The sequence below is a fragment of the Endozoicomonas sp. G2_2 genome, from assembly GCF_017744135.1.
Lineage (GTDB): Bacteria > Pseudomonadota > Gammaproteobacteria > Nevskiales > Salinisphaeraceae > Salinisphaera.
Genome location: NZ_JAGHQU010000001.1, coordinates 193399 through 217365, shown reverse-complemented (window position 1 = coordinate 217365; position 23967 = coordinate 193399). Strand labels below are relative to the sequence as shown.

At 64.9% G+C, this 23967-nt stretch carries 21 protein-coding genes and 2 pseudogenes; 20 read left to right on the top strand and 3 right to left on the bottom strand.

Going from position 1 to position 23967, the window contains the following annotated elements:
- Nucleotides 1-10 precede the first annotated feature (10 nt).
- The 5 genes from J7355_RS00930 to J7355_RS00910 all read left to right on the top strand — a co-directional run bounded on the left by J7355_RS00930 (nucleotide 11) and on the right by J7355_RS00910 (nucleotide 5967).
- Nucleotides 11-667, top strand: coding sequence for a TetR family transcriptional regulator (locus tag J7355_RS00930; RefSeq protein WP_209059020.1), 657 nt, complete (start codon nucleotides 11-13; stop codon nucleotides 665-667).
- Nucleotides 668-750: 83 nt separating this feature from the next.
- Nucleotides 751-2196, top strand: a complete 1446-nt coding sequence (locus J7355_RS00925; RefSeq protein WP_209059019.1) for an aldehyde dehydrogenase family protein — start codon at nucleotides 751-753, stop codon at nucleotides 2194-2196.
- 87 nt (nucleotides 2197-2283) lie between these two features.
- Complete coding sequence (prpB, locus tag J7355_RS00920; RefSeq protein WP_209059018.1) at nucleotides 2284-3153, top strand: methylisocitrate lyase; 870 nt, start codon at nucleotides 2284-2286, stop codon at nucleotides 3151-3153.
- A gap of 29 nt (nucleotides 3154-3182) precedes the next feature.
- Nucleotides 3183-3833 (top strand): ankyrin repeat domain-containing protein, encoded by a 651-nt coding sequence (locus tag J7355_RS00915; protein WP_209059017.1) that lies wholly within the window; start codon nucleotides 3183-3185, stop codon nucleotides 3831-3833.
- Between the two features lie 136 nt (nucleotides 3834-3969).
- Complete coding sequence (locus tag J7355_RS00910) at nucleotides 3970-5967, top strand: alpha/beta fold hydrolase (protein WP_209059016.1); 1998 nt, start codon at nucleotides 3970-3972, stop codon at nucleotides 5965-5967.
- Nucleotides 5968-6014: 47 nt separating this feature from the next.
- On the opposite strand, the gene J7355_RS00905 is transcribed toward J7355_RS00910, so the two are convergent.
- From J7355_RS00905 to J7355_RS00895, 3 genes are all read right to left on the bottom strand, one after another.
- A complete protein-coding gene (locus J7355_RS00905) occupies nucleotides 6015-7052 on the bottom strand; it encodes an OmpW family protein (protein ID WP_209059014.1) in 1038 nt (345 codons plus the stop codon).
- 344 nt (nucleotides 7053-7396) lie between these two features.
- The gene (locus J7355_RS00900; protein ID WP_209059011.1) at nucleotides 7397-8281 is read right to left on the bottom strand and encodes a phosphoribosylaminoimidazolesuccinocarboxamide synthase; all 885 of its coding nucleotides are present in this window, start codon (nucleotides 8279-8281) and stop codon (nucleotides 7397-7399) included.
- 72 nt (nucleotides 8282-8353) lie between these two features.
- Nucleotides 8354-8809 (bottom strand): CopD family protein, encoded by a 456-nt coding sequence (locus tag J7355_RS00895; RefSeq protein WP_209059009.1) that lies wholly within the window; start codon nucleotides 8807-8809, stop codon nucleotides 8354-8356.
- A 148-nt stretch (nucleotides 8810-8957) separates the two neighbouring features.
- On the opposite strand from J7355_RS00895, the gene rpe reads away from it, so the two are divergent.
- The 15 genes and pseudogenes from rpe to J7355_RS00825 all read left to right on the top strand — a co-directional run bounded on the left by rpe (nucleotide 8958) and on the right by J7355_RS00825 (nucleotide 23950).
- Nucleotides 8958-9647, top strand: a complete 690-nt coding sequence (gene rpe, locus J7355_RS00890; RefSeq protein ID WP_209059007.1) for a ribulose-phosphate 3-epimerase — start codon at nucleotides 8958-8960, stop codon at nucleotides 9645-9647.
- A gap of 267 nt (nucleotides 9648-9914) precedes the next feature.
- Entirely contained in the window at nucleotides 9915-11435 is a 1521-nt protein-coding gene (gene trpE / locus J7355_RS00885) for an anthranilate synthase component I (RefSeq protein ID WP_209059004.1), read from the top strand.
- On the top strand, nucleotides 11432-12046 hold the full coding sequence (locus J7355_RS00880) for an aminodeoxychorismate/anthranilate synthase component II (protein ID WP_209059002.1): 615 nt from the start codon (nucleotides 11432-11434) through the stop codon (nucleotides 12044-12046). The genes trpE and J7355_RS00880 overlap by 4 nt, the downstream gene beginning before the upstream one ends.
- A gap of 154 nt (nucleotides 12047-12200) precedes the next feature.
- The gene (gene trpD, locus J7355_RS00875) at nucleotides 12201-13253 is read left to right on the top strand and encodes an anthranilate phosphoribosyltransferase (RefSeq protein WP_209059000.1); all 1053 of its coding nucleotides are present in this window, start codon (nucleotides 12201-12203) and stop codon (nucleotides 13251-13253) included.
- A complete protein-coding gene (trpC, locus tag J7355_RS00870) occupies nucleotides 13250-14047 on the top strand; it encodes an indole-3-glycerol phosphate synthase TrpC (RefSeq protein WP_209058997.1) in 798 nt (265 codons plus the stop codon). The genes trpD and trpC overlap by 4 nt, the downstream gene beginning before the upstream one ends.
- Nucleotides 14048-14338: 291 nt before the next feature.
- Nucleotides 14339-14641 (top strand): annotated as a pseudogene (locus J7355_RS17835) (thrombospondin type 3 repeat-containing protein); the annotation flags it as partial.
- Nucleotides 14621-14824, top strand: a pseudogene (locus tag J7355_RS17830) (thrombospondin type 3 repeat-containing protein); the annotation flags it as partial. The pseudogenes J7355_RS17835 and J7355_RS17830, both read left to right, overlap by 21 nt.
- A 1888-nt stretch (nucleotides 14825-16712) precedes the next feature.
- Nucleotides 16713-17132, top strand: a complete 420-nt coding sequence (locus J7355_RS00860) for an OsmC family protein (protein ID WP_209058991.1) — start codon at nucleotides 16713-16715, stop codon at nucleotides 17130-17132.
- A gap of 102 nt (nucleotides 17133-17234) precedes the next feature.
- Nucleotides 17235-18020: an adenosylmethionine decarboxylase gene (gene speD, locus J7355_RS00855; protein WP_209058988.1), complete on the top strand. Its 786-nt coding sequence runs from the start codon at nucleotides 17235-17237 to the stop codon at nucleotides 18018-18020.
- Between the two features lie 98 nt (nucleotides 18021-18118).
- A complete protein-coding gene (gene holA, locus J7355_RS00850; RefSeq protein WP_209058986.1) occupies nucleotides 18119-19159 on the top strand; it encodes a DNA polymerase III subunit delta in 1041 nt (346 codons plus the stop codon).
- 12 nt (nucleotides 19160-19171) lie between these two features.
- A complete protein-coding gene (locus J7355_RS00845; protein ID WP_247739669.1) occupies nucleotides 19172-20461 on the top strand; it encodes a glutamate-5-semialdehyde dehydrogenase in 1290 nt (429 codons plus the stop codon).
- A 314-nt stretch (nucleotides 20462-20775) separates the two neighbouring features.
- Nucleotides 20776-21441, top strand: coding sequence for a nicotinate-nucleotide adenylyltransferase (nadD, locus tag J7355_RS00840; RefSeq protein ID WP_209058984.1), 666 nt, complete (start codon nucleotides 20776-20778; stop codon nucleotides 21439-21441).
- Nucleotides 21438-21830 carry a ribosome silencing factor gene (rsfS, locus tag J7355_RS00835; protein ID WP_209058981.1) on the top strand — a complete coding sequence of 131 codons (393 nt, stop codon included), beginning with the start codon at nucleotides 21438-21440 and terminating at the stop codon, nucleotides 21828-21830. Before nadD ends, rsfS begins: the two co-directional genes overlap by 4 nt.
- Before the next feature lie 15 nt (nucleotides 21831-21845).
- Nucleotides 21846-22325 (top strand): 23S rRNA (pseudouridine(1915)-N(3))-methyltransferase RlmH, encoded by a 480-nt coding sequence (rlmH, locus tag J7355_RS00830; RefSeq protein WP_209058980.1) that lies wholly within the window; start codon nucleotides 21846-21848, stop codon nucleotides 22323-22325.
- A 125-nt stretch (nucleotides 22326-22450) separates the two neighbouring features.
- Nucleotides 22451-23950 carry an Rne/Rng family ribonuclease gene (locus J7355_RS00825; RefSeq protein ID WP_247739668.1) on the top strand — a complete coding sequence of 500 codons (1500 nt, stop codon included), beginning with the start codon at nucleotides 22451-22453 and terminating at the stop codon, nucleotides 23948-23950.
- Nucleotides 23951-23967: the final 17 nt, after the last annotated feature.

The window sequence follows — 23967 nt, the reverse complement described above, 5'->3', positions numbered from 1 at the left end:
CAACGCATCGATGGCGCGACCGGCGGACGTCAATCCCGGCGAAACACGCAAACGCATCCATGAGGCGGCCTTTCGCCTGTTCGGGCGCTTCGGCTATGACGGGGTCTCGATGACGCGCGTGGCCACCGAGTCCGGTGTGACCAAGGCGGCCCTCTACTGGCATTTCGAGAGCAAGGAGACGCTCTACGCAGAGGCCATGCGGCATCTGGTCAATGTCTTCGAGACGCATGTCTTCGAAGCGCTGGCGCGCGAGCGCGACCCGGTGGAGCGAGTTTTCGCGATGTTTTCGGGGCTGGAGCAGCTCGTCGACGACCCGCGCCTGGCCGAAGGCATCGCCGGCTTCTGGCTTCGACCCAGCACCGCCGACGTGGCCCATGCCACCGCGGTACAGGACGATTTCGAAGCGAGCGCGGCCGAGGCGATCGAGATCGCACTCGACGAGGCGCGCGATACCGGCGCGCTCGGCGTCGAAGGCTCGACCCACGACATGGCCCGTGCCTTCATCGCGCTCATGGAGGCGATCGTGCTGCCGCTGGGGCATCGCAGCGCGCGCGATCACCGCCGGCTGGTGCGCGTACTCGCGCATATCTTCTTTCAGGCGCACGCACGGGCACCGGAACTGGCAGCACGCGCCGCACGACGGCTGGAAAGCCAGCCCAGCGCCTGATGCCGTTGAAACTAGACTAAGCTCAGATCGGCCGATCGAGCGCATCGCGCAAAGCCACAATAACCGGCCGCAGGAGGAACCCCATGAGTACCGCCGTTCACGATATCGCCGCCCAGTCCGAGGCCGATACCGCGCAAACCGAGCGCCTGTTCGAAGCCCAGCGCGGCCGCGCCCTGGCCCTGCGCGTTTCGACCGCGGCCGATCGCATCGAGAAGATCAAGCGCCTGCGTCAGGCGATGTTCGATCGCACCGACCAGATCTACGCCGCCTGTCACGCCGACTTCGCCAAGCCCGCACCGGAAGTCGACATCACCGAGATCCTGCCGGTGGTCATGGAGGCGAACCACGCGATCCGCCATCTCAAGGGCTGGATGAAGCCGGAGCGCAAGCGCCCGACGCTGCTCATGTTCGGCACCTCGGCCGAAGTGCGCTACGAGCCGCGCGGCGTATGCCTGATCATTTCGCCCTGGAATTACCCGATCAACCTCAGCTTCGGGCCGCTGATCTCGGCGATTGCCGCCGGCAACACCGTGATCCTCAAGCCTTCCGAGATGACGCCGCACTGCGCGCAGCTGATGGCCGAGATCGTGGACGACGTCTTCGACGAGAACGAGGTCAGCGTCGTGCAGGGCGCGGTGGAGACCTCGCAGCATTTGCTCGGCCTACCCTTCGACCATATCTTCTTCACCGGCTCGCCGGCGGTCGGCAAGATCGTCATGCGTGCGGCAGCCGAGCATCTGACCTCGGTCACCCTCGAGCTCGGCGGCAAGTCGCCGGTGATCGTGGACAAGACCGCGGATATCGCCAAGACGGCGCAGAACCTGGTCTGGGGCAAGTTCGCCAATAACGGGCAGACCTGTATCGCGCCGGACTATCTCTATGTGCATGCCGATGTGGCCGACGCCTTCGTCGAAGCCATGGGCAAGGCACTCAAGCGTCTGTACGGCGACCAGCAGGCGATGGCGTCGAATACCGACTACTGCCGCATCGTCAACGACCGGCATCACGGCCGCGTGAAGGCGCTGATCGACGACGCCACCGAGCGCGGCGCGCGGGTATCCACGGGCGGCTCGCCGGCCAACGACGACAACTACATCGCCCCCACCATCCTCACCGATGTGGACGCGAATTCGCGCGTGCTCGAGGAAGAGATCTTCGGCCCGGTCCTCCCGATCATCGCCTTCACCGATACCGACCGCATACTGGCCGACATCAACGCCAAGCCGAAGCCGCTGGCCCTGTACGTGTTCGCGCGCGACAACGACTTCATCGACAAGGTGCTGGACAACACCACCGCCGGCGGCACCTGCGTGAACCATTCCATGGTGCAGTTCCTGCACGCCAACCTGCCCTTCGGTGGCGTGAACAACTCCGGCATCGGCAATTCGCATGGCCATTACGGCTTCAAGGCGTTCTCGCACGAGCGGGCCGTCGTGCGCGAACGCTTCTCGCTGAGTTTCCTGTTTCTGCCGCCCTACAAGGGCTTCACGAAATGGTTCATCCGTTTCGCGGTCAAATACCTCAACTGATCGGGTAAGGTGTCACCGCCCGGCCGCTCAGCGGCCGGGCGCCATGACTTCAAGCCCACGATTTTCGATGTCTTCGCAGGATCGCCCATGACCGCAGCCCAACGTTTTCTCTCCGCCCTCGAAACCGAGAAACCGCTCCAGATCGCCGGTGCCATCAACGCCTATTCCGCCATGCTCGCCGAGCACAGCGGCTTCAAGGCGATCTACCTGTCCGGCGGCGGCGTGGCCAACTGGTCCTACGGCCTGCCGGATCTCGGCATGACGACCATGAACGACGTGCTCGAAGACGTACGCCGCATCACCTATGCCACCGATGTGCCGCTGCTCGTGGACATCGACACCGGCTGGGGCAGCGCCTTCAATATCGCGCGCACCGTCAAGCTGTTCGAGGGTGCGGGCGCGGCCTGCGTGCATATCGAGGACCAGGTCGCGGCCAAGCGCTGTGGCCACCGGCCGGGCAAGGAGATCATCTCCAAGGAGGAAATGGTCGAACGCGTGACCGCCGCGGCCGACGCCCGGGACGACATGCTCATCATGGCGCGCACCGATGCGCTGGCCGTGGAAGGCCTGGACGCCGCCGTCGACCGCGCGGCCGCGTGCATCGAAGCGGGCGCGGACTTCATCTTCGCCGAAGCCATGACCGACCTGGAAATGTACAAGCGCTTCACCGATCTCGGCGCGCCGGTTCTGGCCAATATCACCGAGTTCGGGTCGACCGATCTCTACACCACCGATGAACTCGCCAGCCAGGGCGTATCCATGGTGCTGTACCCGCTGTCGGCCTCGCGCGCGATGGCCAATGCCGCGCTCGACGTCTATGCCGCGATCCGCGCCGAAGGCACGCAGAAGAACGTCGTGGATCGCATGCAGACACGCAGCGAACTCTACGAACACCTCGGCTATCACGAATACGAAGACAAGCTCGACGCGCTCTTCGGCCGCGACAAGAACGGCTGATTCGCCCCGCACACGCCGGAGACCCGCCCATGTGGAAACCCATCGCCATCATTACGGCCATCGTCGCCGTCGTCATGGCCGGCATCATCTTCTGGCTTGCGCGCGACCCCGGCCAGGTCAACGCCGACCGCGCATCGGCTGCGATAGAGCAGCCGGCCGACACCGAGACCACCACCGAAGCCGGCGCCAACGCGCCGGCTTCGTCGAATGGGGCGACCGCCGCCGGTGATGCGGCCAACGCCCAGGCCGCGACGGCACCCAAGGGTTTCTGCGAACGCGATTTCGAGCAGGTCGACGCGCGCGAGGCCGATGTGCCCGACCTGCAGGCTGCCGGCGGGCTGGTGCATATCTTCGAACGCGAAGCACGGCTCGAAGACCCCTACGGTTGTGCCGACTTCTATCTCGCCCACGGTCTCGACATCGACGCGGTCGACGAACGCGACGACACCGAGCCGCTGACCGGGCTGTTCTACGCCATCCAGCGCAACGACCCGAAAATGCTGCGCTTCATGATCGCGCACGACGCCGATCTGGAAAAACGGGCCGGCCCCAAGGACACGCGCGCCATGGGCTATGCCTACTACCTCGCGCTCAAGGACCAGCGCATCGATCGCAACGAGATCATCGGCATCCTGGACGGTGCTCTCACCCGCCAGGCCGCCGCGGCCGACTCTTCCTGACCCCCCCCGGCGGCGCGTGTTGCGCCACCTCCCCGATTCTGCCAATAATCATTTTCGCAATGCCGCGAGCCGCGGCATACGCTGAAGAATCAACATAACAATGGCGATGCCGCCGACCGCGGCACGGGGGGACAAGATGATCGGATCCGATCTGTATGCGGGCGCACGGCACCTGCTCGTGCTCGGGTGTCTGTGTCTCGTGGTCGCACTGAGCGGCTGCAGCGACGGCAGTAACGTCACGCTCGGCCAGCAAGCCACCGAGGCCGATGGCGGCAATAGCGGCAATGGCGGCCAGAACGACAACGACGATGGCACGCCCGACGACCCCGAACCGGAAGACGACAACGCCCCGCCCACCGTGCCCGTGGCGCAGACGCGAGCGGGCGAGGTGTATCGCCAGGAAATCGCGGTCACCAACGCCGACGCCAGCACCGACACGCTGGTCGTGCAGGTTATGGAACCGGCCGAACTCACCGCGGGCGAGAGTTATCCGCTGGTGCTGCACGGGCACGGCTACGGCGGCAGCCGCGACACCGCCCCCAGCACATTCCAGCAGCGCCTGCGCGACGCCGGCTACTATGTGATCTCCATCGATCAGCGCGGCTTCGGCGAATCGTCCGGCACCGTGCGCGTGATGTCGCCCGACTTCGAAGGCCAAAGCCTGATCGCCCTGCTCGACTGGGCCGAGAATCTGGAAGGCCTCGCCCGCCGCGCCAACGGCAAGATGAAGGTCGGCTCCTACGGCGGCTCCTACGGCGGCATGTTTCAGTGGCTGCTCGCCGGCGCCGACCCCGAGGAGCGCCTGCGCGTGATCGCGCCAGACATCGCGCCGTTTGATCTGACCTATTCGCTGAACCCGAACGACGTGATCAAGACCGGCTGGATTCTTGCGCTCGTGGGCGGCGGCGAAGTGCCGGTGCTGGGCCTGGCTACCGGCGGTGACCCCAGCGTGGTGCTGCAAGCCGTCCAGGAACAGGTCGAGCGCGGCGAAGGCCTGCGCCAAGATCCGCTCATCTACGAGAGCGTGGTGCGCGGCGCGCTCACCAACAATCTACCGGATGCCGCCGCCAACCTGTTTCGCTACCACAGCCTGCGTTACTTCTGCGAAACCGAGGCCGCGGCCCCGCAGGACGGCTTCACCATCGGTCAACCCGATCCGCGCTCGGTCGCGCCGGGCGGTCTGCACAAGATCGACGCGCTGCTGACACAGGGTTTCAAGGACACGCTGTTCAACGTCAACGAAGCAGCTAACAGCTACGACTGCCTCAAGGCATTGGGCGGCGACGTGCGCCTGCTCACCCACCAGACCGGCCACGTCCTGCCGGTGAGCATCGACAGCGTGCCCCAAGGCGATCAGCTGGAAGCGTTGGCCGGCGCCCTGGTTAACATCCCCGAATTCCAGGGCCCTGGCGGTTCACTGACCTGCGGCAGCCTCGATCTGGAGTCCGTCACTTTCGCCTGGTTCGAGGAGAAGCTCCGCGGCCAGGGCGGTGCCATCGATGCCGCCCTACCTTTGGGTGACGATGTATGCCTGAGCCTGGACGAAGACGACGCCGTCGCCGTGGATTCGGTACCGCGTGGCGGCGAAGCATTCGAGCTGGCCGTCGATACGCCGGCCTTCTCCGGCGCGGTTACCGGCGCGCTCGGCGCGGTGCTCGGCGGCGAGGCCCGCGAGCGTCTGCTGCAAAGTCAGCCGTTGTTCACGCAGGAAGGCAGCAGCGCGGTGCTTGCGGGCATCCCCACGCTGGATATCACTATCGGCGAGCCGCTCGATCCGCTGGATCTGCTGGATATACTGGGACCGCCCGATTCGTGTGCGGTGGAGATATTGCCGCTCGGCTGCGATCCGATCTTCTTCTTCGGACTGGGCAAACGTACGGTCGATAGCAACGACTGGCAGTTGATAGACGACCAGTTGACGCCGGTACGCGGTTACGGTCAGCACACGCTCGATATGACCGCGGTGGCAGAGCGGCTCGAACCGGGCGACGAAGTGGGCTTTCTGATCTACGGCTTTCATCCGCAGTACCCGATCAGCTTCTCGCGCGATGTATTGATCCTGGCGGCGACCCTGAACGGCACAGTCGAACTGCCGCTGATCGCGGCCGAAGACATCGTCGACAACGACGTCTAGCACGACCAACCCGAGGGCGCCGGCATCCCGCCGGCGCCCCACTTCGCCTAGAACCGGTAACCCACGCCCACCGTATAGATGATCGGGTTGATATCGAGCTCGATATCGGCATCACCGACCGCGATGTCCTCGCCGTAACCCAGCGCGTCGAGCGTGGTGCCGAGCGCCGGGTTGCGTACCCGCACGTTCACGTCGCTGAGCTCGCCCTTGACCGTGGCGTCGCCGATATAGCGCACGTCGGCAAAGCCGAAGAAGCCCTGTTCGGGATTACCGATATCGATGCCGGCCTGCAGGACATAGCCCGGCGTGGATGACACGTCGAAGCCGGGGTCGTTGACCTGGGTGAGTACGTCGTTGGTGATTTCGGAGTCGTAGTTGTAGAGATACACCGCGCCGCCGCCGATATAGGGCCGGAAATAGGAATCCGGAAACGGGTGGTAGAGCAACGTCATCATGATCGGCAGGCTCTTCACCGAACCCAACTCGCTTCCGAGCGGCGGGATGCCGGTATCGAGCAGGCCGGTGGCGTCGTTGACCGCGCCGCCCAAATCGTTGAGCAGATCCTGCAACGCCTCCCCGCCGATGATGCCCTCGGGCACCACATTGCCGAGCCGCGCCGTTGGCGCCAGCGATTCATCCCGGAGCGTGCCCGGCTGAGCGACGAAGTTGATATCGATCGGCTTGCCGATGATGGTTTCAAACGACAGATGCCGGCCGGTGCCGGGAATGTTGTACCCCAGGGCGATGGTGCCGATGTACTGGTTGCTGATCGAGGCCTTGGCACCCTCGATACCGCCATTCTGGATCGCGAGCGTCGCCGGAAATTTCACTCCGGAAAGCTTCAGATCGGTGCTTTCGAGCCGGCCGAAATCCAGATAGCTGACGCCCGGCTTGAGATAGAGCCGGTCCTTGATATAGCGATCGTAGAACCCCGGCGACTCGATCGGCTCGCCGGTGTCCGGCACATCGTCTCTGGCGGTCTCCTCGGCGGCTTGGGCCGGCGCGAACCCTGCGATCAGCACCAGGGCCAGACCGATCGACATCGCACGGACATAACCCGCGCGTTCATTCCCGTATCGAGGCATGCATCTCCTCCCTCGCGTGTAACCCTCTGCGTCCGTCGTCGCGGTTTTCGGCTACGCTTTCCCGAACTGTTTGGGAATTTGTAACCATTTGTTTTTGATTCGCTTTTCGCGCACAAATCCGCACGAACGACGCCGCGGAGACTAGCAACGACGGCGCCGGGAAAACATGCCTTTTCAGCTACGCGCAGGCGTGCGAACCACAGGAAACCGCGTCGCGACGGGCGTCGCGGCGGTGCAAGGAAGAGAAAAATTGGCGGCCCGAGGGCCGAAAGATCAGGCCGTTTGCGCGTTTCTGCGCAAAAACGCGCCTATGAACAACGGGTTATCCAGATAACACGGCGCGCCTAGCGCGCCATCAGGCGCTCGCAGGCCTCGCGATACTTGGCCGCCGTGTTGTCGATCACCTGCTGCGGCAGACGCGGTCCCGGCGCGGTCTTGTCCCAGTCCAGCGTTTCCAGATAGTCGCGGACGTACTGCTTGTCGAAGCTGGGCGGGCTCATGCCGGTCGCATAGTCCGATACCGGCCAGAAGCGCGAGGAATCCGGGGTCAGCACCTCGTCGATGAGCACCAGTTCGCCGGCCTTGTCGACGCCGAACTCGAACTTGGTGTCGGCAATGATGATGCCGCACTCGCGGGCATAAGCGGCCGCACGCTTGTAGATGGACAGGGTAGCGTGGCGAATCTGCAGCGCGCGCTCACGGCCGACGAGCTCGATCACGGCGTCGAAGTCAATGGCCTCGTCGTGTTCACCGGCTTCGGCCTTGGTTGATGGCGTGAAGATCGGGTCCGGCAGCTGTTCAGCCTGCGCCAGGCCGGCCGGCAATCCGATGCCCGACACCGCGCCGGTCGCCTGATAGTCCTTCCAGCCGGAGCCGATGATATAACCGCGCGCCACGGCCTCCACCGGCAACGCCTCGAGACGCTTGACCAGCATCGCGCGCGTGCCCACCTGTTCGATCTCGTCGGCGGTGAGAATATCCGCCAGCGGCATGTCGGCCCGATGATTGGCGATATCGCCCGCGAAGCGATCGAACCAGAAATTCGAGACCGCCGTGAGCACCACGCCCTTGCCCGGAATCGGGTCGGGCAGGATCACGTCGAACGCCGACAGCCGGTCGGTGGCCACGATCAGCAGATGGTCGTCGCCCACCGCGTAGACATCGCGCACCTTGCCGCGCATGAGCAGCGGAATGCTGTGCAGGTCGGATTCGAAGAGCGTATCGGGCATGGAACGAGCGCTAGAGCGCGCAGCTGTGAACGTGGCGGCTGAAATTCTAGCAGTGCAACGGCCGCACCGCGGTCAGATCAGGCCGTAGCGACCGCCGCTGGCGATCACCACCACGACCAGGCCGATCACGAGATTCACCGTGGCAAAAAAGCGCAGCTGGTTCATCGCCCGGCTGGCGTCGGCAAGCGCGCCGGCACTCAACGCCACGCGCACGCGCCGCCACGGCGCGAAGAACATGTGGCCGAACAGCAGGAACATCACCCAGCCAAGCGCCTGCATGAGATGGATATAGATAGGCACGGCGCCCATGCCGCCGAGCAGGAAAATCATCGTGTTGCCGGTGACCAGCAGCACGATCATCGCGATCCAGACCCAGAGAAAGAAACGCCCCATCGCGCTCGACAGCAGCGGCAGCCGTTCCGCCAGCGGCACCGCCGAAGCGGCCGGACGGAGGATGCCGACCATGAAGAACAGCCCGCCGACCCAGATCACGGCGGCCAGCGTGTGCAACGCAATGAGATATGCCATTCAGCAAACCTTTCAATTCGTTCATGCACCGCGGCGCCGTTTCTCTTGGCACGTGGCACAGAGGGGCGCGGCGGCGCAGCCCGGTGGACTGACAGGGGTAATGCGCAGAGCGTAAACTAGCGCCGCCCGCTGATCCACGGTTTTCATCATGCCCGTATCCAAGTTCTCGCCTGTCATTGCGCCCTCGATTCTCGCGGCCGATCTGGCCGCCCTGGGCGACGAGTGCGAAGCCGTCATCGACGCCGGCGCTGACTGGATCCATTTCGACGTGATGGACAACCATTACGTGCCCAACCTCACCTTCGGCCCGCCGGTCTGCGCAGCCCTGGCCAAGCGGCTGAAGGCCAAGCACCCGAACGTGCCGATCGACGTGCATCTGATGGTCAAGCCGGTGGACGCGCTGATCAGCGCCTTCGCCGACGCCGGCGCGGATTCCATCACCTTCCACCCGGAAGCCAGCGAGCACATCGACCGCAGCCTGCAGCTGGCCATCGATGCCGGCTGCAAGACGGGCCTGGTATTCAACCCGGCCACGCCGCTGGAATACCTCAAGTACGTGCTCGACAAGATCGACATCGTGCTGATCATGTCGGTGAACCCCGGTTTCGGCGGCCAGAGCTTCATCGAGGAAGCGATCGGCAAGATCGCCGAAGCCCGCGAGATCATCGATGCATCGGGACGCGATATCCGCCTCGAGGTCGACGGCGGCATCAAGACCAGCAACATCGGCCGCGTCGCAGCAGCCGGCGCGGACACCTTCGTGGCCGGCTCGGCCATCTTCGGCCAGCCCGACTATGCGCAGGTGATCGCCGACATGCGTGCCGAACTCGGCGACTGATCGCAGCGGTGGCTCTTGTGATTCGCGTCCACGATCGTTATAACCGCGGAACGGCACTGCGTCGCATCCACGGCGGCACTGCCACGGATCACATCGCAACGGACCAGGGCATGGACCCGAATCGATCGCAGCATACCGCCGCCCGTGTGCCCCACACGTGCTGGCGATGGCAGACGACCGGCTGGCGCGGCTGACAGCCCGCCCGTTGAAGTTGGCCGCGCGTGACCGTGCGGCATGCGTTTTCTGCCCGACCGATCGAGTTTTGCCATGACCTATCAAGTTGATCCCCACGCGGCCCGTGTACCGCTGGTCGTCGAAGCCCTCGCCGATCTCGACACCCCGCTGTCGACCTATCTCAAGCTGGCCGACGCGCCCTATTCCTTCCTGCTGGAATCGGTACAGGGCGGCGAACGCTGGGGCCGCTATTCGATCATCGGCCTGCCCTGCGCGGAACGTATTCGCGTACGCGGCACCACGCTCATCCACGAGCGCGATGACAAGATCCTCGAGGAAATCGAAACCGACGATCCGCTGGCCTGGATCCAGGCGTTCAACGACGCGCGCCCGTTGCCGCGTCTGCCGGAGCTGCCGCGCCTGACCGGCGGCCTGGTGGGCTATTTCGGCTACGACACCATCCGCTATATCGAGCCGCGCCTGGCCAAGGGCGCGAACAAGGATGATCCGCTCGATCTGCCGGACATCCTGCTGCTGGTGGCCGAGGAACTGGTCATCTTCGACAACCTTTCGGGCAAGCTCTATTGCGTGGCCCACCATGTCGACGGCGATGAAGACGACCGGGCACGTGTCGAACAGCGTCTCGACGAACTGCTCGACGCACTCGAGCGGCCGTTGACCGCCAGCACCACGCGTGGCGCGGCCCGCGACGAAACGGGGGCGACGCTCGACGACGACCGTTTCGTCTCCGGGCTGACCCAGGCCGGCTACGAAGACGCGGTACGGCGCATTCGCGACTACACCCAGGCCGGCGACGTGATGCAGGTGGTGCCCAGCCAGCGCCTGTCCGCGCCTTTCAATGCCGAGGCGATGTCGCTGTATCGCGCGCTGCGCAGCCTGAACCCGTCGCCCTATATGTATTACTTCAATTTCGGTGATCACCACGTCGTGGGCGCGTCACCGGAGATTCTCGTGCGGACTATGGACGGCGAGGTCACGGTGCGACCGATCGCCGGCACGCGCAAGCGCGGCGCCAATGAAGCCGAAGACATCGCGCTCGCGCAAGATCTGCTGGACGATCCGAAAGAGATCGCCGAACACCTCATGCTCATCGACCTCGGCCGCAACGATGTCGGCCGCGTGTCGCGACCCGGCAGCGTGAAGCTGACCGAACGCATGGCCATCGAGCGCTATTCGCACGTCATGCATATCGTGTCGAACGTCACCGGCAGGCTGCGCGATGATCTGACGCCGATGGATGCCCTGCGCGCGGCCTTCCCAGCCGGCACGCTCTCCGGCGCGCCCAAGATCCGCGCAATGGAGATCATCGACGAGATCGAGACCGTAAAACGCGGCGTCTACGGCGGCGCCGTGGGCTATCTGGCCGGCAACGGCAGCATGGATCTGGCGATCGCCATCCGCACCGCCGTGCTCAAGGACGGCGAGATACACGTCCAGGCCGGCGGCGGCATCGTGGCCGACTCGCAGCCCACGGCCGAATGGGAAGAGACCATGAACAAGGCCAAGGCGGTCATGAAGGCAGCCGCGATCGCCGAGCGCGGCCTGACCGCACGCGCGAAGGCCGATACGCCGAACAACGGGGGTGACGCATGATTCTCATGCTCGACAACTACGACTCCTTCACCTACAACCTGGTGCAATATCTCGGCGAGCTCGAGGCCGAGGTGCACGTGGTGCGCAACGATCAGGTCACGGTCGAGGACATCGAACAGCTCGCGCCCGCCGGCATTGTCGTGTCGCCCGGGCCCTGCTCGCCGGACGAGGCCGGCGTGTCGATCGAGTTGATCCAGCGCCTGGCCCATCGCCTGCCGATCTTCGGCGTGTGCCTGGGCCATCAGGCGCTGGGCCAGGCCTACGGCGGCCAGGTCACGCGCGCGCGCCAGGTCATGCATGGCAAGACATCGACGATCCGACACACTGGCCGCGGCGTATTCGAGAATCTCGCCGACCCGCTCACCGCGACCCGCTACCATTCGCTCATCGTTGCGCGCGACGGCCTGCCGGACGATTTCGAGATCACCGCCTGGACCGAAACGGACGACGGCGAGATGGACGAGATCATGGGCCTCATTCACACCCCCACGGGTGCCGAAGGGGTGCAGTTCCACCCCGAGTCGATCCTGTCGGAACACGGCCACGAGATGCTGCGCACCTTTCTCAAGCGCTGCGGCGAGGGCCGCCCGGCCGAGGAGAACGAGGCATGAGACCGCTGAATGACGTCACGAGCGAAGAGAGGTTGAGCGCCGCCGGAGCGCAGCAAGCGCAGTGTATGTGCGAATACATGAGCCCTAGTCGACATTCAGGGAGCACCGCCGGCGCTCAGGATATCGAGCGAAGTAGTCATTCGGAGGTCTCACCATGATCGATCGCGAACTGATGAATCACATCGTCGCCGGCCGCGACCTCAGCGCGGACCGCATGCACGACGCCATGCGCGCGATCATGACCGGCGAAGCCACCGAAGCACAGATCGGCGGTTTTCTGATCGCCATGCGCATGAAGGGCGAAACCGTGCCCGAAATCGCCGCGGCCACTGCCGTAATGCGCGAACTGGCCACCGATGTGCCGGTGGATGCGGACCTCGCCGAGCAGCTCGTGGATACCTGCGGTACCGGCGGCGACGCGGCCGGGCTGTTCAATGTCTCCACCGCGGCTGCCTTTGCGGTTGCCGCGGCCGGCGGCCGTGTCGCCAAGCACGGCAACCGCTCGGTCTCGAGTTCGTCAGGCAGCTCCGATCTGCTCGAGGCCGCGGGCGTGGCGATCAATACCTCACCGGACCAGGTCGCCGAATGCATTCGTCGCCTGGGCGTGGGCTTCATGTTCGCGCCGGCCCACCACGGTGCGATGAAATACGCGGTGGGCCCGCGCCGGGAACTGGGCGTGCGCACCATCTTCAATATCATCGGTCCCCTCACCAACCCGGCCGGCGCGCGCAATCAGGTGATGGGCGTGTTCAACGGTCATCTGTGCGAGCCGCTGGCCGAGGTTCTGCACCGGCTGGGCAGCCGGCACGTGATGATCGTGCATGGCGAGGACGGTCTCGACGAACTGTCCATCAACGCCCCCAGCCGGGTCGCCGAACTCAAGGACGGCAAGATCGAGACCTACAAGATCGCGCCGGAGGATGTCGGCCTCGAGCGCGGCTCGCTGGACGGCCTGCGTGTCGACTCCGCCGCGCAGAGTCTGGAAATCGTGCACGAGGTGCTGACTGGCAAGCCGGGCCTGGCGCTCGACATGGTCGCCTTCAACGCCGGTGCGGCGCTATATGTATCCGGCCATGCCGTGGATATCACCGCCGGCGTGAACAAGGCCCGCGACGTGCTGCTCAGCGGCGCGGCCGGCGAGCGCATGGCCGCACTCGCCGAACTCACCCAGACCATGACCGGCGCGAGCGGCGTCGTCCAGCCATGAACGTACGCACGACCGATACGATTCTCGATCGCATCCTTGCCCGCAAGCGCGAGGAGATCGAAGCCTTTCGCGCTGCCACCCCGGACGCCGAACTGGCGCGCGCGGTCGCGGCCGCCGACACGCCGCGTGGCTTCGCCGACGCCTTGCGTGCCAAAGCCCCGCGGGCGGTAATCGCCGAGATCAAGAAAGCCTCGCCCAGCAAGGGCCTGATCCGCGAGGACTTCGACGTGGCCTGGCTGGCCGAGCGCTACGCCGCGGGCGGCGCGGCCTGCCTGTCGGTACTCACCGACCGCGATTTCTTTCAGGGCGACAACGACTTCCTCGCCGCCGCGCGCGGCGCATGCGGCCTGCCGGTACTGCGCAAGGACTTCATGATCGACCCGATTCAGGTCGACCAGGCGCGCGCGCTTGGGGCGGACTGCATCCTGTTGATCGCGGCCGCCCTCTCGACCGACCTCATGCAGACCCTGGCGGCCCGCGCCTTCGAACTCGGCATGGACGTGCTGGCCGAAGTACACGACAGCGACGAGCTCGTGCGCACGCTCGAACTGCCCGAGCGCACGATCCTGGGCATCAACAACCGCGACCTGCGTACGTTCGATACCACGCTCGACACCAGCCTCACGCTGCGCGACGCCATTCCCGGCGATCGCCTGCTGGTCAGCGAAAGCGGCATCCATACCCCGGCCGACCTCGAAAGACTCGCACACGCCGACTTCGGCGCCTTTCTGATCGGCGAGTCGTTCATGCGCGCGTCCGACCCGGGCGCCGCGATCGCGACTCTGCTCGCCTGAACCCCTCTGGCCGCAAGGCCATGTGACGTAATTTGTCACCCTGATTTGCGCCGCGTGACGCCGACGGACGCGGTGCCTAAATGCTTGTTGCTATTAGCCAGAAGCGCTATATGTCAAAACAACATTTCATATTTTCCAATGTGCGCAATTTATTTAAACGCGATAATAGAACGCGCCATCGACTTCTCTGTGCCAATAACTGACTTTTTTTGTCACCTGATGGTATCGTCTTTCCAGGGGCTGCCGATAACAAGTTAGCGGACCTATCACACACCAAGGGAGACACCCACCATGAGGGCGAAACAGATACTCGCACTCCTGCTGCTGAGCCTGGTACTGGCACTGGCAGGCTGTAGCGATGATAAAGACGTCACGCTGCCAATCGGCAACGACAACGGCAGCGAGGACGACGGTTCTCAAGACACCGATGACGACGGCACGCCAGACGACGAGGACAATTGTCCCACCGTAGCCAATCCGGATCAGACAGACACCGACGGCGACGGTATCGGCGACGCCTGTGACAACGACGACGACAACGACGATATCGCCGACGACGTCGACAACTGCCCGCTGGTCTCGAATCCGGACCAGACCGACACGGACGGCGACGGCATCGGCGACGCCTGTGACGACGACATGGGCAACGGCGACGACGATGCCGACGGCGACGGCGTCCCCGACGACGAAGACAACTGCCCCACCACGCCGAATCCGGATCAGCTGGATACCGATGGTGACGGCGTCGGCGATGTCTGCGACCCGGACAGCGATGTCCCCGCAACCGCGTGCACCTTCGGCGAGAACTCGCCCTACATGCCGCTGGCCAACGCCGATGGCAGTAGCAACGTAAGCGTGGACAGCGGTTCTTCCGGCGTCTGCGTTCTCTGCGGCGTCCAGGACGACGGCAACCTCATTGACGAGAACCTGGACAACGCGGCGCGCATGAACACCACCGTCGGCCTTCTCGGCGGCGCCAGCTTCATCACCGTCACCGACGGCACGCAGTCGTTCAGCGGCGACCGGCGCGTGGGCTTCGTCGTATCACAACCCGACGCACTGCTCACTCTGGACGTAATCCGCAGTCTCGATGTCACGCTGTTCAACGACGGCAGCGAAGTCGCGAACTCGTCCGATACGGGCCTGCTTAACCTCGACTTGCTCGGGCTGATCGGTGACAACCGCCGGCAGCTGCTGCTGGTGACCGCGCCCGAGGAGTTCGACTCGGTACGCCTGCGCCTGAATGGGGCTGTGAATGTCCTGTCGAATCTCGACGTCTACTCGGCCTGCGTGCAAAACGGCACGATCCCCGAAGGCGGCGAAGACGGCATGGGCGGCGCAGCGGCCGCCGTCACCGACGGCCTTGGCCAGCTCACCGATCTGCTCACCGGCCTGGGTAACGACAACCCGGTTTCCGATGCGCTCAATACGACGGTCGAACAGCTCGTGGGCGCACTTGAGCAGCTCAACCCGAGCGGCGGCAACACCGACCTGTCGGCGGGCGTGAACACGTTACTGGCCAATCTGCAAATGGCACTGTCGGGACTGACCCCGGACAACGAAGGCGAGACGCCATCGCCCGACATGCTGGTGAGTGCCCTTCAGGACGCCCTGGCGGGCCTGACCCCCGGCGAACTGGAGGACAATCCGCTGAGCCAGGCGCTGACCCAGCTGCAAGGCACGCTAACCGGACTGCTCGACGGAGGCACCGACCCGCAGACGGCGATAACCAATGGTCTGGCCCAACTCCAGGGCGCCCTATCGGGCCTGTCTGAAGGTGATGGAACGCAAGCGCTGCAGTCGGCAGTCAGCCAACTCACCGGTGCGTTGAGCCAGCTGGACCCATCAGGCGATGGCGACAGCGGTCTACCCTCACAGCTGACGCAGGTTCTTGATCAGCTGCAGGGCACGCTGATGGGCCTCGACCTAGGCGGCGGCAACGACGCCGACCCGGCAACTGCGCTGCAGGACGTCGTTCAGCGCCTGACAAATGCACTGAGCGACTTCTCTCCAGGTGATGCCGGTGACAATCCGCTGACCCAAGGCCTGGCACAGCTGCAAACCACGCTGGAGAGCACCTTGAGTGGCCTCCTCGGCGGCGGTGACACTGATCCCACAGCAGCACTGACCAGTGCCGTGACGCAGATCACTGATGCTCTGGATGTGGGAAGCGGCGACAGCGTCAACCCGGACGTGCTCAGAAGTGCGGTCCTGGGCCTCACCGACACGCTGGAGGATCTGGCGTCGAACGGAGGTGCCGATCTACCGGCGCCGCTGGCAAGTGCAGTCGATCAGCTGACCAGTACGCTGAGCGATCTGGGCTTGGATGAAAACAGCGGCGCCAGCCAGATCAATGACGCGGTCGACCAGATCACCAGCGCTCTCAGCGGATTGAGTCTGGATGACGGCAGCGGTTCGCCTCTGGAAGGCGCTCTGGCCCAGCTCCAGGGCACGCTGGAAGGTCTGCTCGGCGGGCTGCTGGGCGGCTTGACGTCGGGTGGCTCAGGTCTCGGCCTGCGCTAGACGCGACGACGAAACGCGCCCCGCCGGCCCTATTCCCCCAGGGCCGGCAGGGCGTTCCCCCGGGAGGCGCGGATATCCGCGCCTCTTTTTTTGTCTGTGGGTAGCCCCATGATTCAAACAGGCACCAAAAGCGCGATTAAAAATGAAAGCAACCATCGACTGGCAGGGCCAGCTGCAGTTTTCCGGCACCGCCGACAGCGGACACCAGCTGACCATCGACGGCCCGCCGGACATCGGCGGCGAGAACGCCGGCTTTCGTCCCATGGAGATGATTCTTCTGGGCGTGGGTGGTTGCAGCGCCATGGACGTGATGCACATCCTCAAGAAATCGCGTCAGGACGTGGCCGGGTGTCGCATCGAAGTGGACGGCACACGGGCGAGCACCGACCCGAAGGTGTTCACCGATATCCATCTGCAATTCGTTGTGTCCGGCCGCGATCTCAACGAAAAGCACGTCGCCCGCGCCGTGCAGCTGTCAGCCGAGAAATACTGCTCGGCCTCGATCATGCTGCAGGCCAGCGTGAACATCACCCACGATTACACAATCGAGCCCGCGGACTGAGCGCATCCGCATCACCCGCACTGGCGCGCCGGCGCACGCTTGACGCCAGCGTATGGGTGCGGATACTGCCCTTCTTCGTTCGGCCCGCATCGCGAATACGCCATGGAAAAACTGCGCCTGCACGGCTTCAACAACCTGACCAAGTCGCTGTCGTTCAACATCTACGATATTTGTCACGCGCGTACCCGCGAGCAGAAGAAAGCGTATATCGCCTATCTTGACGAGGTGTTCAACGCGGATCGGCTGACGCAGATTCTTTCCGAAGTATCCGACATCATTGGTGCGCATATCCTGAACATTGCGCGCCAGGACTACGAGCCGGAAGGCGCGAGCGTCACCATCCTGATTGCCGAGGAAGCCGCCTACGACGGCCCCACGCCGGATGCCGTGGTCGGCCATTTGGACAAGAGCCATATCACGGTGCATACGTATCCGGAGTTCCATCCCGATAACGGCATCTCGACATTTCGCGCGGATATCGACGTCTCGACCTGCGGCCTGATCTCGCCGCTGAAAGCGCTCGACCACCTGATCCACAGCTTCGAGTCCGACGTGGTGTCTATGGACTATCGCGTACGCGGCTTCACCCGCGACGTCGATGGCGTGAAGCACTTCATCGATCACGAGATCAACTCGATCCAGGACTACATCCCGGAAGATATTCGCAATCGCTACCAGATGATCGACGTGAACGTGCTCGCCGAGCGCATCTTCCATACCAAGATGCGGCTCACCGAGTTCTCGCTCAACGACTACCTGTTCGCCGAAAAGGCGGAGGATCTCTCCGAAGCCGAGGCCGCCGAGCTCACCGACCGGATCGAGGCCGAGGTCAACGAGATCTTCTACGGTCGCAACTTCACCAGCGAGCCGGCGGGCGACGCGGACTGACACGGGCGCCGGCGAATCGGCGCATTGATTGCGTGTCCAAAGTCGTGATGTGTTCTGATCGCCTGCCCCGACCGCGACCGACCGGATAAGACACAGCCATGGAATTGCGCGCCGACCAGTTTCAGCGACAGCTCGACACCCAGCCGCTGGCGCGCTGCTACCTGCTCGCCGGCGACGAACCGCTGCAGGTACTCGAAGCCGCCGACGCGCTGCGCGCCGCCGCACGCGCCCAGGGTTTCGACGAGCGCGAGGTCCTGCATGCCGAACCCGGGTTCGACTGGGGTCAGCTCGCCAGCGCCGGTGCCAGTCTGTCGCTGTTCGCGGAAAAACGCATGCTCGAGGTGCATCTCACCGACAAGGGCCCCGGCAAGCCCGGCAGCGCTGCGATTAGCGACTACGCTAAGAACGCGCCCGACACCACGCTGCTGTTGATTCTGGCCACGCCACTGGCCGCGAGCGCCCGCAAGAGCGCTTGGTACAAGGCCATCGTCAAGGCCGGGGTCGCGATGTATGCCTGGCCGTTGCCGGGCAGCCGCATGGCGCAGTGGGTCGGACAACGCGCCCGCGAGAACGGGCTGACGCTAGACCGCGACGCCGTGGCCCTGCTTGCCGAACAGACCGAAGGCAACCTGCTTGCCGCCGCCCAGGAGATCGACCGCCTGGCGCTGCTGCACCCGCAGGAGACCATCGGCGCGCCAGAAATCGCGGCCGCGGCGAGTGACCACACCCGCTTCGGCATCTTCGACCTGCCGGCCAAGGCGATGGCGGGTGATACCGCAGGCGCGCTGCGTACTCTGTCGCGCCTGCGTGCCGAAGGCGTGGACGCGGTGCCCATCACCTGGGCGCTGGTACGCGAAATCCGCATGCTCTATCAGGCCGCGCTCGCCGCTCGGGCGAATCGGCTCGATGCCATGCTCGGCAAGATATTCATGCCACCGGCACGCAAGCGCCAGCTGGGCGACGCCGCCGGCCAGGCCGACCCGACGATGCTCGCCGATCTGCTGCGTCGCGCGGCGCGGCTCGATCAGATCAACAAGGGCGCCGCCGCCGGTCGCGCCTGGGACGAACTGGTAACATTGACGCTGGGGCTTTCCGGCAAACCCGCCCGCGAGTCCGTCATCATCGCCAACCGTCCCTGAATTCAAAGGATCATGAGCGCCAATCTAAGCGACCGCGACAACAACGACTCCCGCGTCGACCGCCAGATGCAGGCCATGGGCAAGCGCGCCCGCAAGGCCGCCCGCACGATGGCAGCCGCTGAGCCGGGTGCCAAGAACGCCGCGTTGTTCGCGATCGCCGAAGCACTGGTCGCCAACCGCAGCGCGATCCTCTCGGCCAACGCCCGCGACATGCGCGAAGGCAAGGATGAGCTGGACACCGCGCTGCTGGAACGGCTCGAACTCAACGAAAAACGCATCGAGCAGATGGCGGAAGGCCTGCGCCAGGTCGCGGCCCTGGCCGATCCGATCGGCGGTATCACCGACCTGAACTATCGCCCCTCCGGCATTCAGGTCGGTCGCATGCGCGTGCCGCTGGGCGTGATCGGCATCATCTACGAATCGCGCCCGAACGTGACCGCCGATGCGGCCGCTCTGTGCCTGAAATCCGGTAACGCGGCGATCCTGCGCGGTGGTTCGGAGGCCGCCTACAGCAATCAGGCCATCGCCTCTTGCATCAGCCGCGGGCTCACCGATGCCGGCCTGCCGGCCGACGCCGTGCAGGTGGTCGAGACGACCGACCGCGCCGCGGTCGGCGCGCTGCTGCGCATGCCGGACTATGTGGACGTCATCGTGCCGCGCGGCGGCAAGGGCCTGATCGAGTTCGTGTCCAAGAACGCGCAGATGCCGGTGATCAAGCATCTCGACGGCGTCTGCCACGTGTTCATCGACGAAGCGGCGGACATCGACAAGGCCGTCGCCATCGCGGTCAACGCCAAGACCCAGCGCTACGGCACCTGCAACACCATGGAAACGCTGCTGGTCGCCGAGCCGATCGCCAAGAAAGTGCTGGAACCCCTGGTCCAGGATCTGCGCCAGGCCGGGGTCGAACTGCGCGGCTGCGAGCGAACCCGTAAACTGCTCGGCCCGGGCATCAAGCCGGCCAACGATTCGGACTGGGGCGAGGAATACCTGGCGCCGATTCTGGCGATCAGGATCGTCGACGACATGGACGCCGCCATCGAGCATATCGAGGCCTGGGGGTCGCACCATACCGATGCCATCGTCACGGAGAATGTCACCCGCGCGCGGGCGTTCATGCGCGCCGTGGACTCGTCCTCGGTGATGGTCAACGCGTCGACCCGTTTCGCCGACGGCTTCGAATACGGCCTGGGCGCCGAGATCGGCATTTCCACCGACAAGCTGCACGCGCGCGGGCCGGTCGGCCTCGAAGGCCTGACCACGCTCAAGTACGTCGTCTTCGGCGACGGCCACGTCCGCTAGCTGCGCGCAACCATGCGCTGTATTCACGAGGGGAGCTATGGGCACCTCCACATGAATCTTCACGGTCGCGCCGGCGTGCTCTGCGCGCGACTGACAAGAAACGAGGAGAGAAATGTGCTCATTGCACATGAACGACGAGTGACGCCGTCCAGGCGCGCGCAGAGCCCCGGCCCCGAAAGGGTTCGGCCCCAAAGGCGCAGCTACAGCGTTGCCGAGCTTGGTCCGGCAGCGAGCCGGACTCTGCGCTCGGACGCCTTGTATCTACGCCTTTGGGGTCTCGAACGCGATCCGCGAAGATTCATGTGGAGGTCCCCGTGAGCAACCACCCGGTGGGTGTCCTGGGTGGCACCTTCGACCCGGTTCACAACGGCCACCTGCGCCTGGCGATGGAAATGGCCACGGCGCTGGACATGGCGCACGTGCGGCTGGTGCCCTGCGCGCGGCCACCGCACCGCGACGCACCCGTCGCGTCGCCCGGCCAGCGCGCGAAATGGATCCGGGTGGCGGTGAGCACGGAACCGCGCCTGCGTCTGGATGATCGCGAACTGCTGCGCGACGGCCCGTCCTACACCGTCGATACGCTCGCCTCGATGCGCAAGGACATGCCCGACACGCCGCTGTGCCTGATCATGGGTCGTGACGTGTTCGCGAAACTGCCGCAATGGCACCAGTGGGAGCGCATCTTCGACAGCGCCCATATCGTGCTCATCGATCGACCGGATATCGATGCCACGCTCGACCCCGAGGCCAGCACAGCCCTGGCCGAGCGTGCGGTCGACGATGTCCAGGCGTTGCATGACACGCTTTGCGGCCACATATACACCTATACGCCGCCGCCGCTTGCCATTTCGGCAAGCTATATCCGCCAGCTGCTCGCCGAAAACCAGAGTCCGCGCTATCTCTTGCCGACGGCGGTGCTCGACGACATCATGGATGCAGGCGTCTATCAGCCCCAACCGGCCACGGCCGCGACTCAATGAACCTACAAGACAAACCCGACAACGCGAAGACGATCGATCCGCAGACCCGCAAGCTGCTCGATCTCGCCATCGAGGCGGTCGACGAGCTCAAGGGCGAATCCGTGCAGGTACTGGACGTCGCCGATCTGACGACCATCGCCGATCACATGGTGATCTGCAGTGGCCGCTCGGCGCGCCACGTCAAGCGTCTTGGCGAGACCGTCATCGCCCACGCCAAGGACGCCGGCATCCAGCCGCGCGTGGAGGGCCTGAACCAGGCCGAGTGGGTGCTCATCGATCTCAACGGCGTTGTGGTGCACATCATGCAGCCGGTAACGCGCGCCTACTACCAGCTCGAAAAGCTGTGGGACATGGACGCGGCCACCGGCGAGACACCGACCGCACACTAGCCGGCCCGGCCCCTGATGCGTATTCGCCTGCTGGCGGTCGGCCGGCGCATGCCGGCCTGGGTGGACACCGCCTACAACGACTACGCACGGCGCCTACCGCATGAATGCCGACTCGACCTGACCGAGATCGCGCCGGGCAACCGCAAAGGCAAGGGCAAGAACAATACCGCCGACCGCGCGATCGCCGACGAGGACCGGCGTATCTGCGACAGCCTCGACGGCGACCTGGACGTCATCGCGCTCTCGGTCGACGGCAAACCCTGGTCCACCGAGCAACTGGCCGCCCATATGCGCGAATGGATGGCCGACGGCCGCGATCGCGCCCTGCTGGTGGGCGGGCCGGAAGGGCTCGGCCCAAACAGTCTGGCGCGGGCCAACCGGCGCTGGTCGCTGTCTCCCCTGACCCTGCCGCATCCGCTGGTACGCGTGATTCTGGCCGAACAGTTGTTCCGCGCGCACAGTATTCTCACCGGCCATCCCTACCACCGCGGCTGAGTCGAAACGCGGCACCATGACCATGCACGGTGCTTGCAGGCACAACGTGCTACGCAGACAATCGAAGTCATGGCACTGAATCAAAAAATATTGTCGGCCGCGACCGCCGTGCGGGACACGCGCCGATGAGCGCCTCGAGCATGGCCATACCGCGCACCGAGGAGCCGCGCATCGAGATACTCGTCAACGTATCCACCGGCGAGACGCGGGCCGCGCATCTGGAGAACGGGGTACTCCAGGAGATTCACGTGCAGCGCGACGCCACCGGCAGCGTTGTCGGCAATATCTATCTCGGCAAGGTCCAGCGTGTGCTGGCCGGCATGCAGGCCGCCTTCGTGGATATCGGCCTGCAACGGGCCGCCTTTCTGCAGATATCCGATATGGTGCGCCGACCGGCCGAGACACAGGATGTCGCGCCGCGCATCCAGAACCGTCTCAGCCAGGGCGATCGCGTACTGGTCCAGGTCTCCAAGGACGCGATGAGCACCAAGGGCGCGCGCCTTACGACCGACCTGGCGATTCCGTCGCGTTTTCTCGTCTACATGCCCTATAACCCGCGCATCGGCGTGTCGGCGCGTATCGAGAACGAGGCCGAGCGCGATCGATTGAGCAGCGCCGTCGCCGGTATTCGCGAGGAACTCGGGCTCGAGGGCGGTTTCATCGTGCGTACCGTGGGCGACGGCGCGCCACATCATGCGCTCGCGGCCGACATGCGCTTTCTAGCGACGGTGTGGAAAGACATCCTCACCCAGAGCCGGATCGTGGCGCCGGAAACCCTGCTCTACGGCGATCTCGCGCTGCCCATTCGCATGCTCCGTGACATGCTCACGCCGGATGTCGCCGCGATCACCATCGACGACGAAGACGCCTGGCGCGAGATGGTCGCCTTCACCCAGCGCTTCGCGCCCGAGTTCACCGATCGCGCCCTGCACTACACCAAGCCCGTGCCGCTGTTCTCGCAGTACGGCGTCGAGGAAGCCATCGAGCGCGCGCTGCAACCCAAGGTGCCGCTGCGATCGGGCGGCTTTCTGATCATCGAGCAGACCGAGGCCATGGTCACGGTCGATGTGAACACCGGCGGCTATGTCGGTACCCGCAGCCTGGAACAGACCGTGCTGCGAACCAACGTCGAGGCCGCCAATACCGTCGCGCGCCAGCTGCGACTGCGCAATCTGGGCGGCATCATCGTCATCGACTTCATCGACATGGTCGATGCCGATCACAAGCAACAGGTGCTCGCCGCGCTGCGCGACGCGCTCGACGCCGACCCGGCCAAGACCACGGTGGGCGACATCTCGCCGCTCGGCCTGGTCGAGATCACGCGCAAGCGTACCCGCGAATCCCTGCAGCAACTCATGTGCAGCGCCTGCGAGGCCTGCAACGGGCGCGGTTTCATCAAGACCGGCGAGACGGTGTGCTTCGCCCTGTTCCGCGAAATGAGCCGGCTGACGCGCGCCCGTGCCGCCGAAGAGCTGCTGATACTCGCCGCGCCGGACATCATCGGTCTGCTGCTCGACGAACTGTCGGGCGCCTTCAATGCCGTGTGCACCGAGACCGGCCTGTCGGTTCGGCTGCAGGCCGAACAGCTGTATACACCGGAACAGTTCGATCTGGTGGTGATGTAAGCTGTGGGGCTCGTGCC

Coding starts and splice junctions, on each gene's coding strand:
- J7355_RS00930 (WP_209059020.1), top strand. CDS start 11: ATGGCGCGACCGGCGGACGTCAATCCCGGCGAAACACGCAAACGCATC.
- J7355_RS00925 (WP_209059019.1), top strand. CDS start 751: ATGAGTACCGCCGTTCACGATATCGCCGCCCAGTCCGAGGCCGATACC.
- prpB (WP_209059018.1), top strand. CDS start 2,284: ATGACCGCAGCCCAACGTTTTCTCTCCGCCCTCGAAACCGAGAAACCG.
- J7355_RS00915 (WP_209059017.1), top strand. CDS start 3,183: ATGTGGAAACCCATCGCCATCATTACGGCCATCGTCGCCGTCGTCATG.
- J7355_RS00910 (WP_209059016.1), top strand. CDS start 3,970: ATGATCGGATCCGATCTGTATGCGGGCGCACGGCACCTGCTCGTGCTC.
- J7355_RS00905 (WP_209059014.1), bottom strand. CDS start 7,052: ATGCCTCGATACGGGAATGAACGCGCGGGTTATGTCCGTGCGATGTCG.
- J7355_RS00900 (WP_209059011.1), bottom strand. CDS start 8,281: ATGCCCGATACGCTCTTCGAATCCGACCTGCACAGCATTCCGCTGCTC.
- J7355_RS00895 (WP_209059009.1), bottom strand. CDS start 8,809: ATGGCATATCTCATTGCGTTGCACACGCTGGCCGCCGTGATCTGGGTC.
- rpe (WP_209059007.1), top strand. CDS start 8,958: ATGCCCGTATCCAAGTTCTCGCCTGTCATTGCGCCCTCGATTCTCGCG.
- trpE (WP_209059004.1), top strand. CDS start 9,915: ATGACCTATCAAGTTGATCCCCACGCGGCCCGTGTACCGCTGGTCGTC.
- J7355_RS00880 (WP_209059002.1), top strand. CDS start 11,432: ATGATTCTCATGCTCGACAACTACGACTCCTTCACCTACAACCTGGTG.
- trpD (WP_209059000.1), top strand. CDS start 12,201: ATGATCGATCGCGAACTGATGAATCACATCGTCGCCGGCCGCGACCTC.
- trpC (WP_209058997.1), top strand. CDS start 13,250: ATGAACGTACGCACGACCGATACGATTCTCGATCGCATCCTTGCCCGC.
- J7355_RS00860 (WP_209058991.1), top strand. CDS start 16,713: ATGAAAGCAACCATCGACTGGCAGGGCCAGCTGCAGTTTTCCGGCACC.
- speD (WP_209058988.1), top strand. CDS start 17,235: ATGGAAAAACTGCGCCTGCACGGCTTCAACAACCTGACCAAGTCGCTG.
- holA (WP_209058986.1), top strand. CDS start 18,119: ATGGAATTGCGCGCCGACCAGTTTCAGCGACAGCTCGACACCCAGCCG.
- J7355_RS00845 (WP_247739669.1), top strand. CDS start 19,172: ATGAGCGCCAATCTAAGCGACCGCGACAACAACGACTCCCGCGTCGAC.
- rsfS (WP_209058981.1), top strand. CDS start 21,438: ATGAACCTACAAGACAAACCCGACAACGCGAAGACGATCGATCCGCAG.
- rlmH (WP_209058980.1), top strand. CDS start 21,846: ATGCGTATTCGCCTGCTGGCGGTCGGCCGGCGCATGCCGGCCTGGGTG.
- J7355_RS00825 (WP_247739668.1), top strand. CDS start 22,451: ATGAGCGCCTCGAGCATGGCCATACCGCGCACCGAGGAGCCGCGCATC.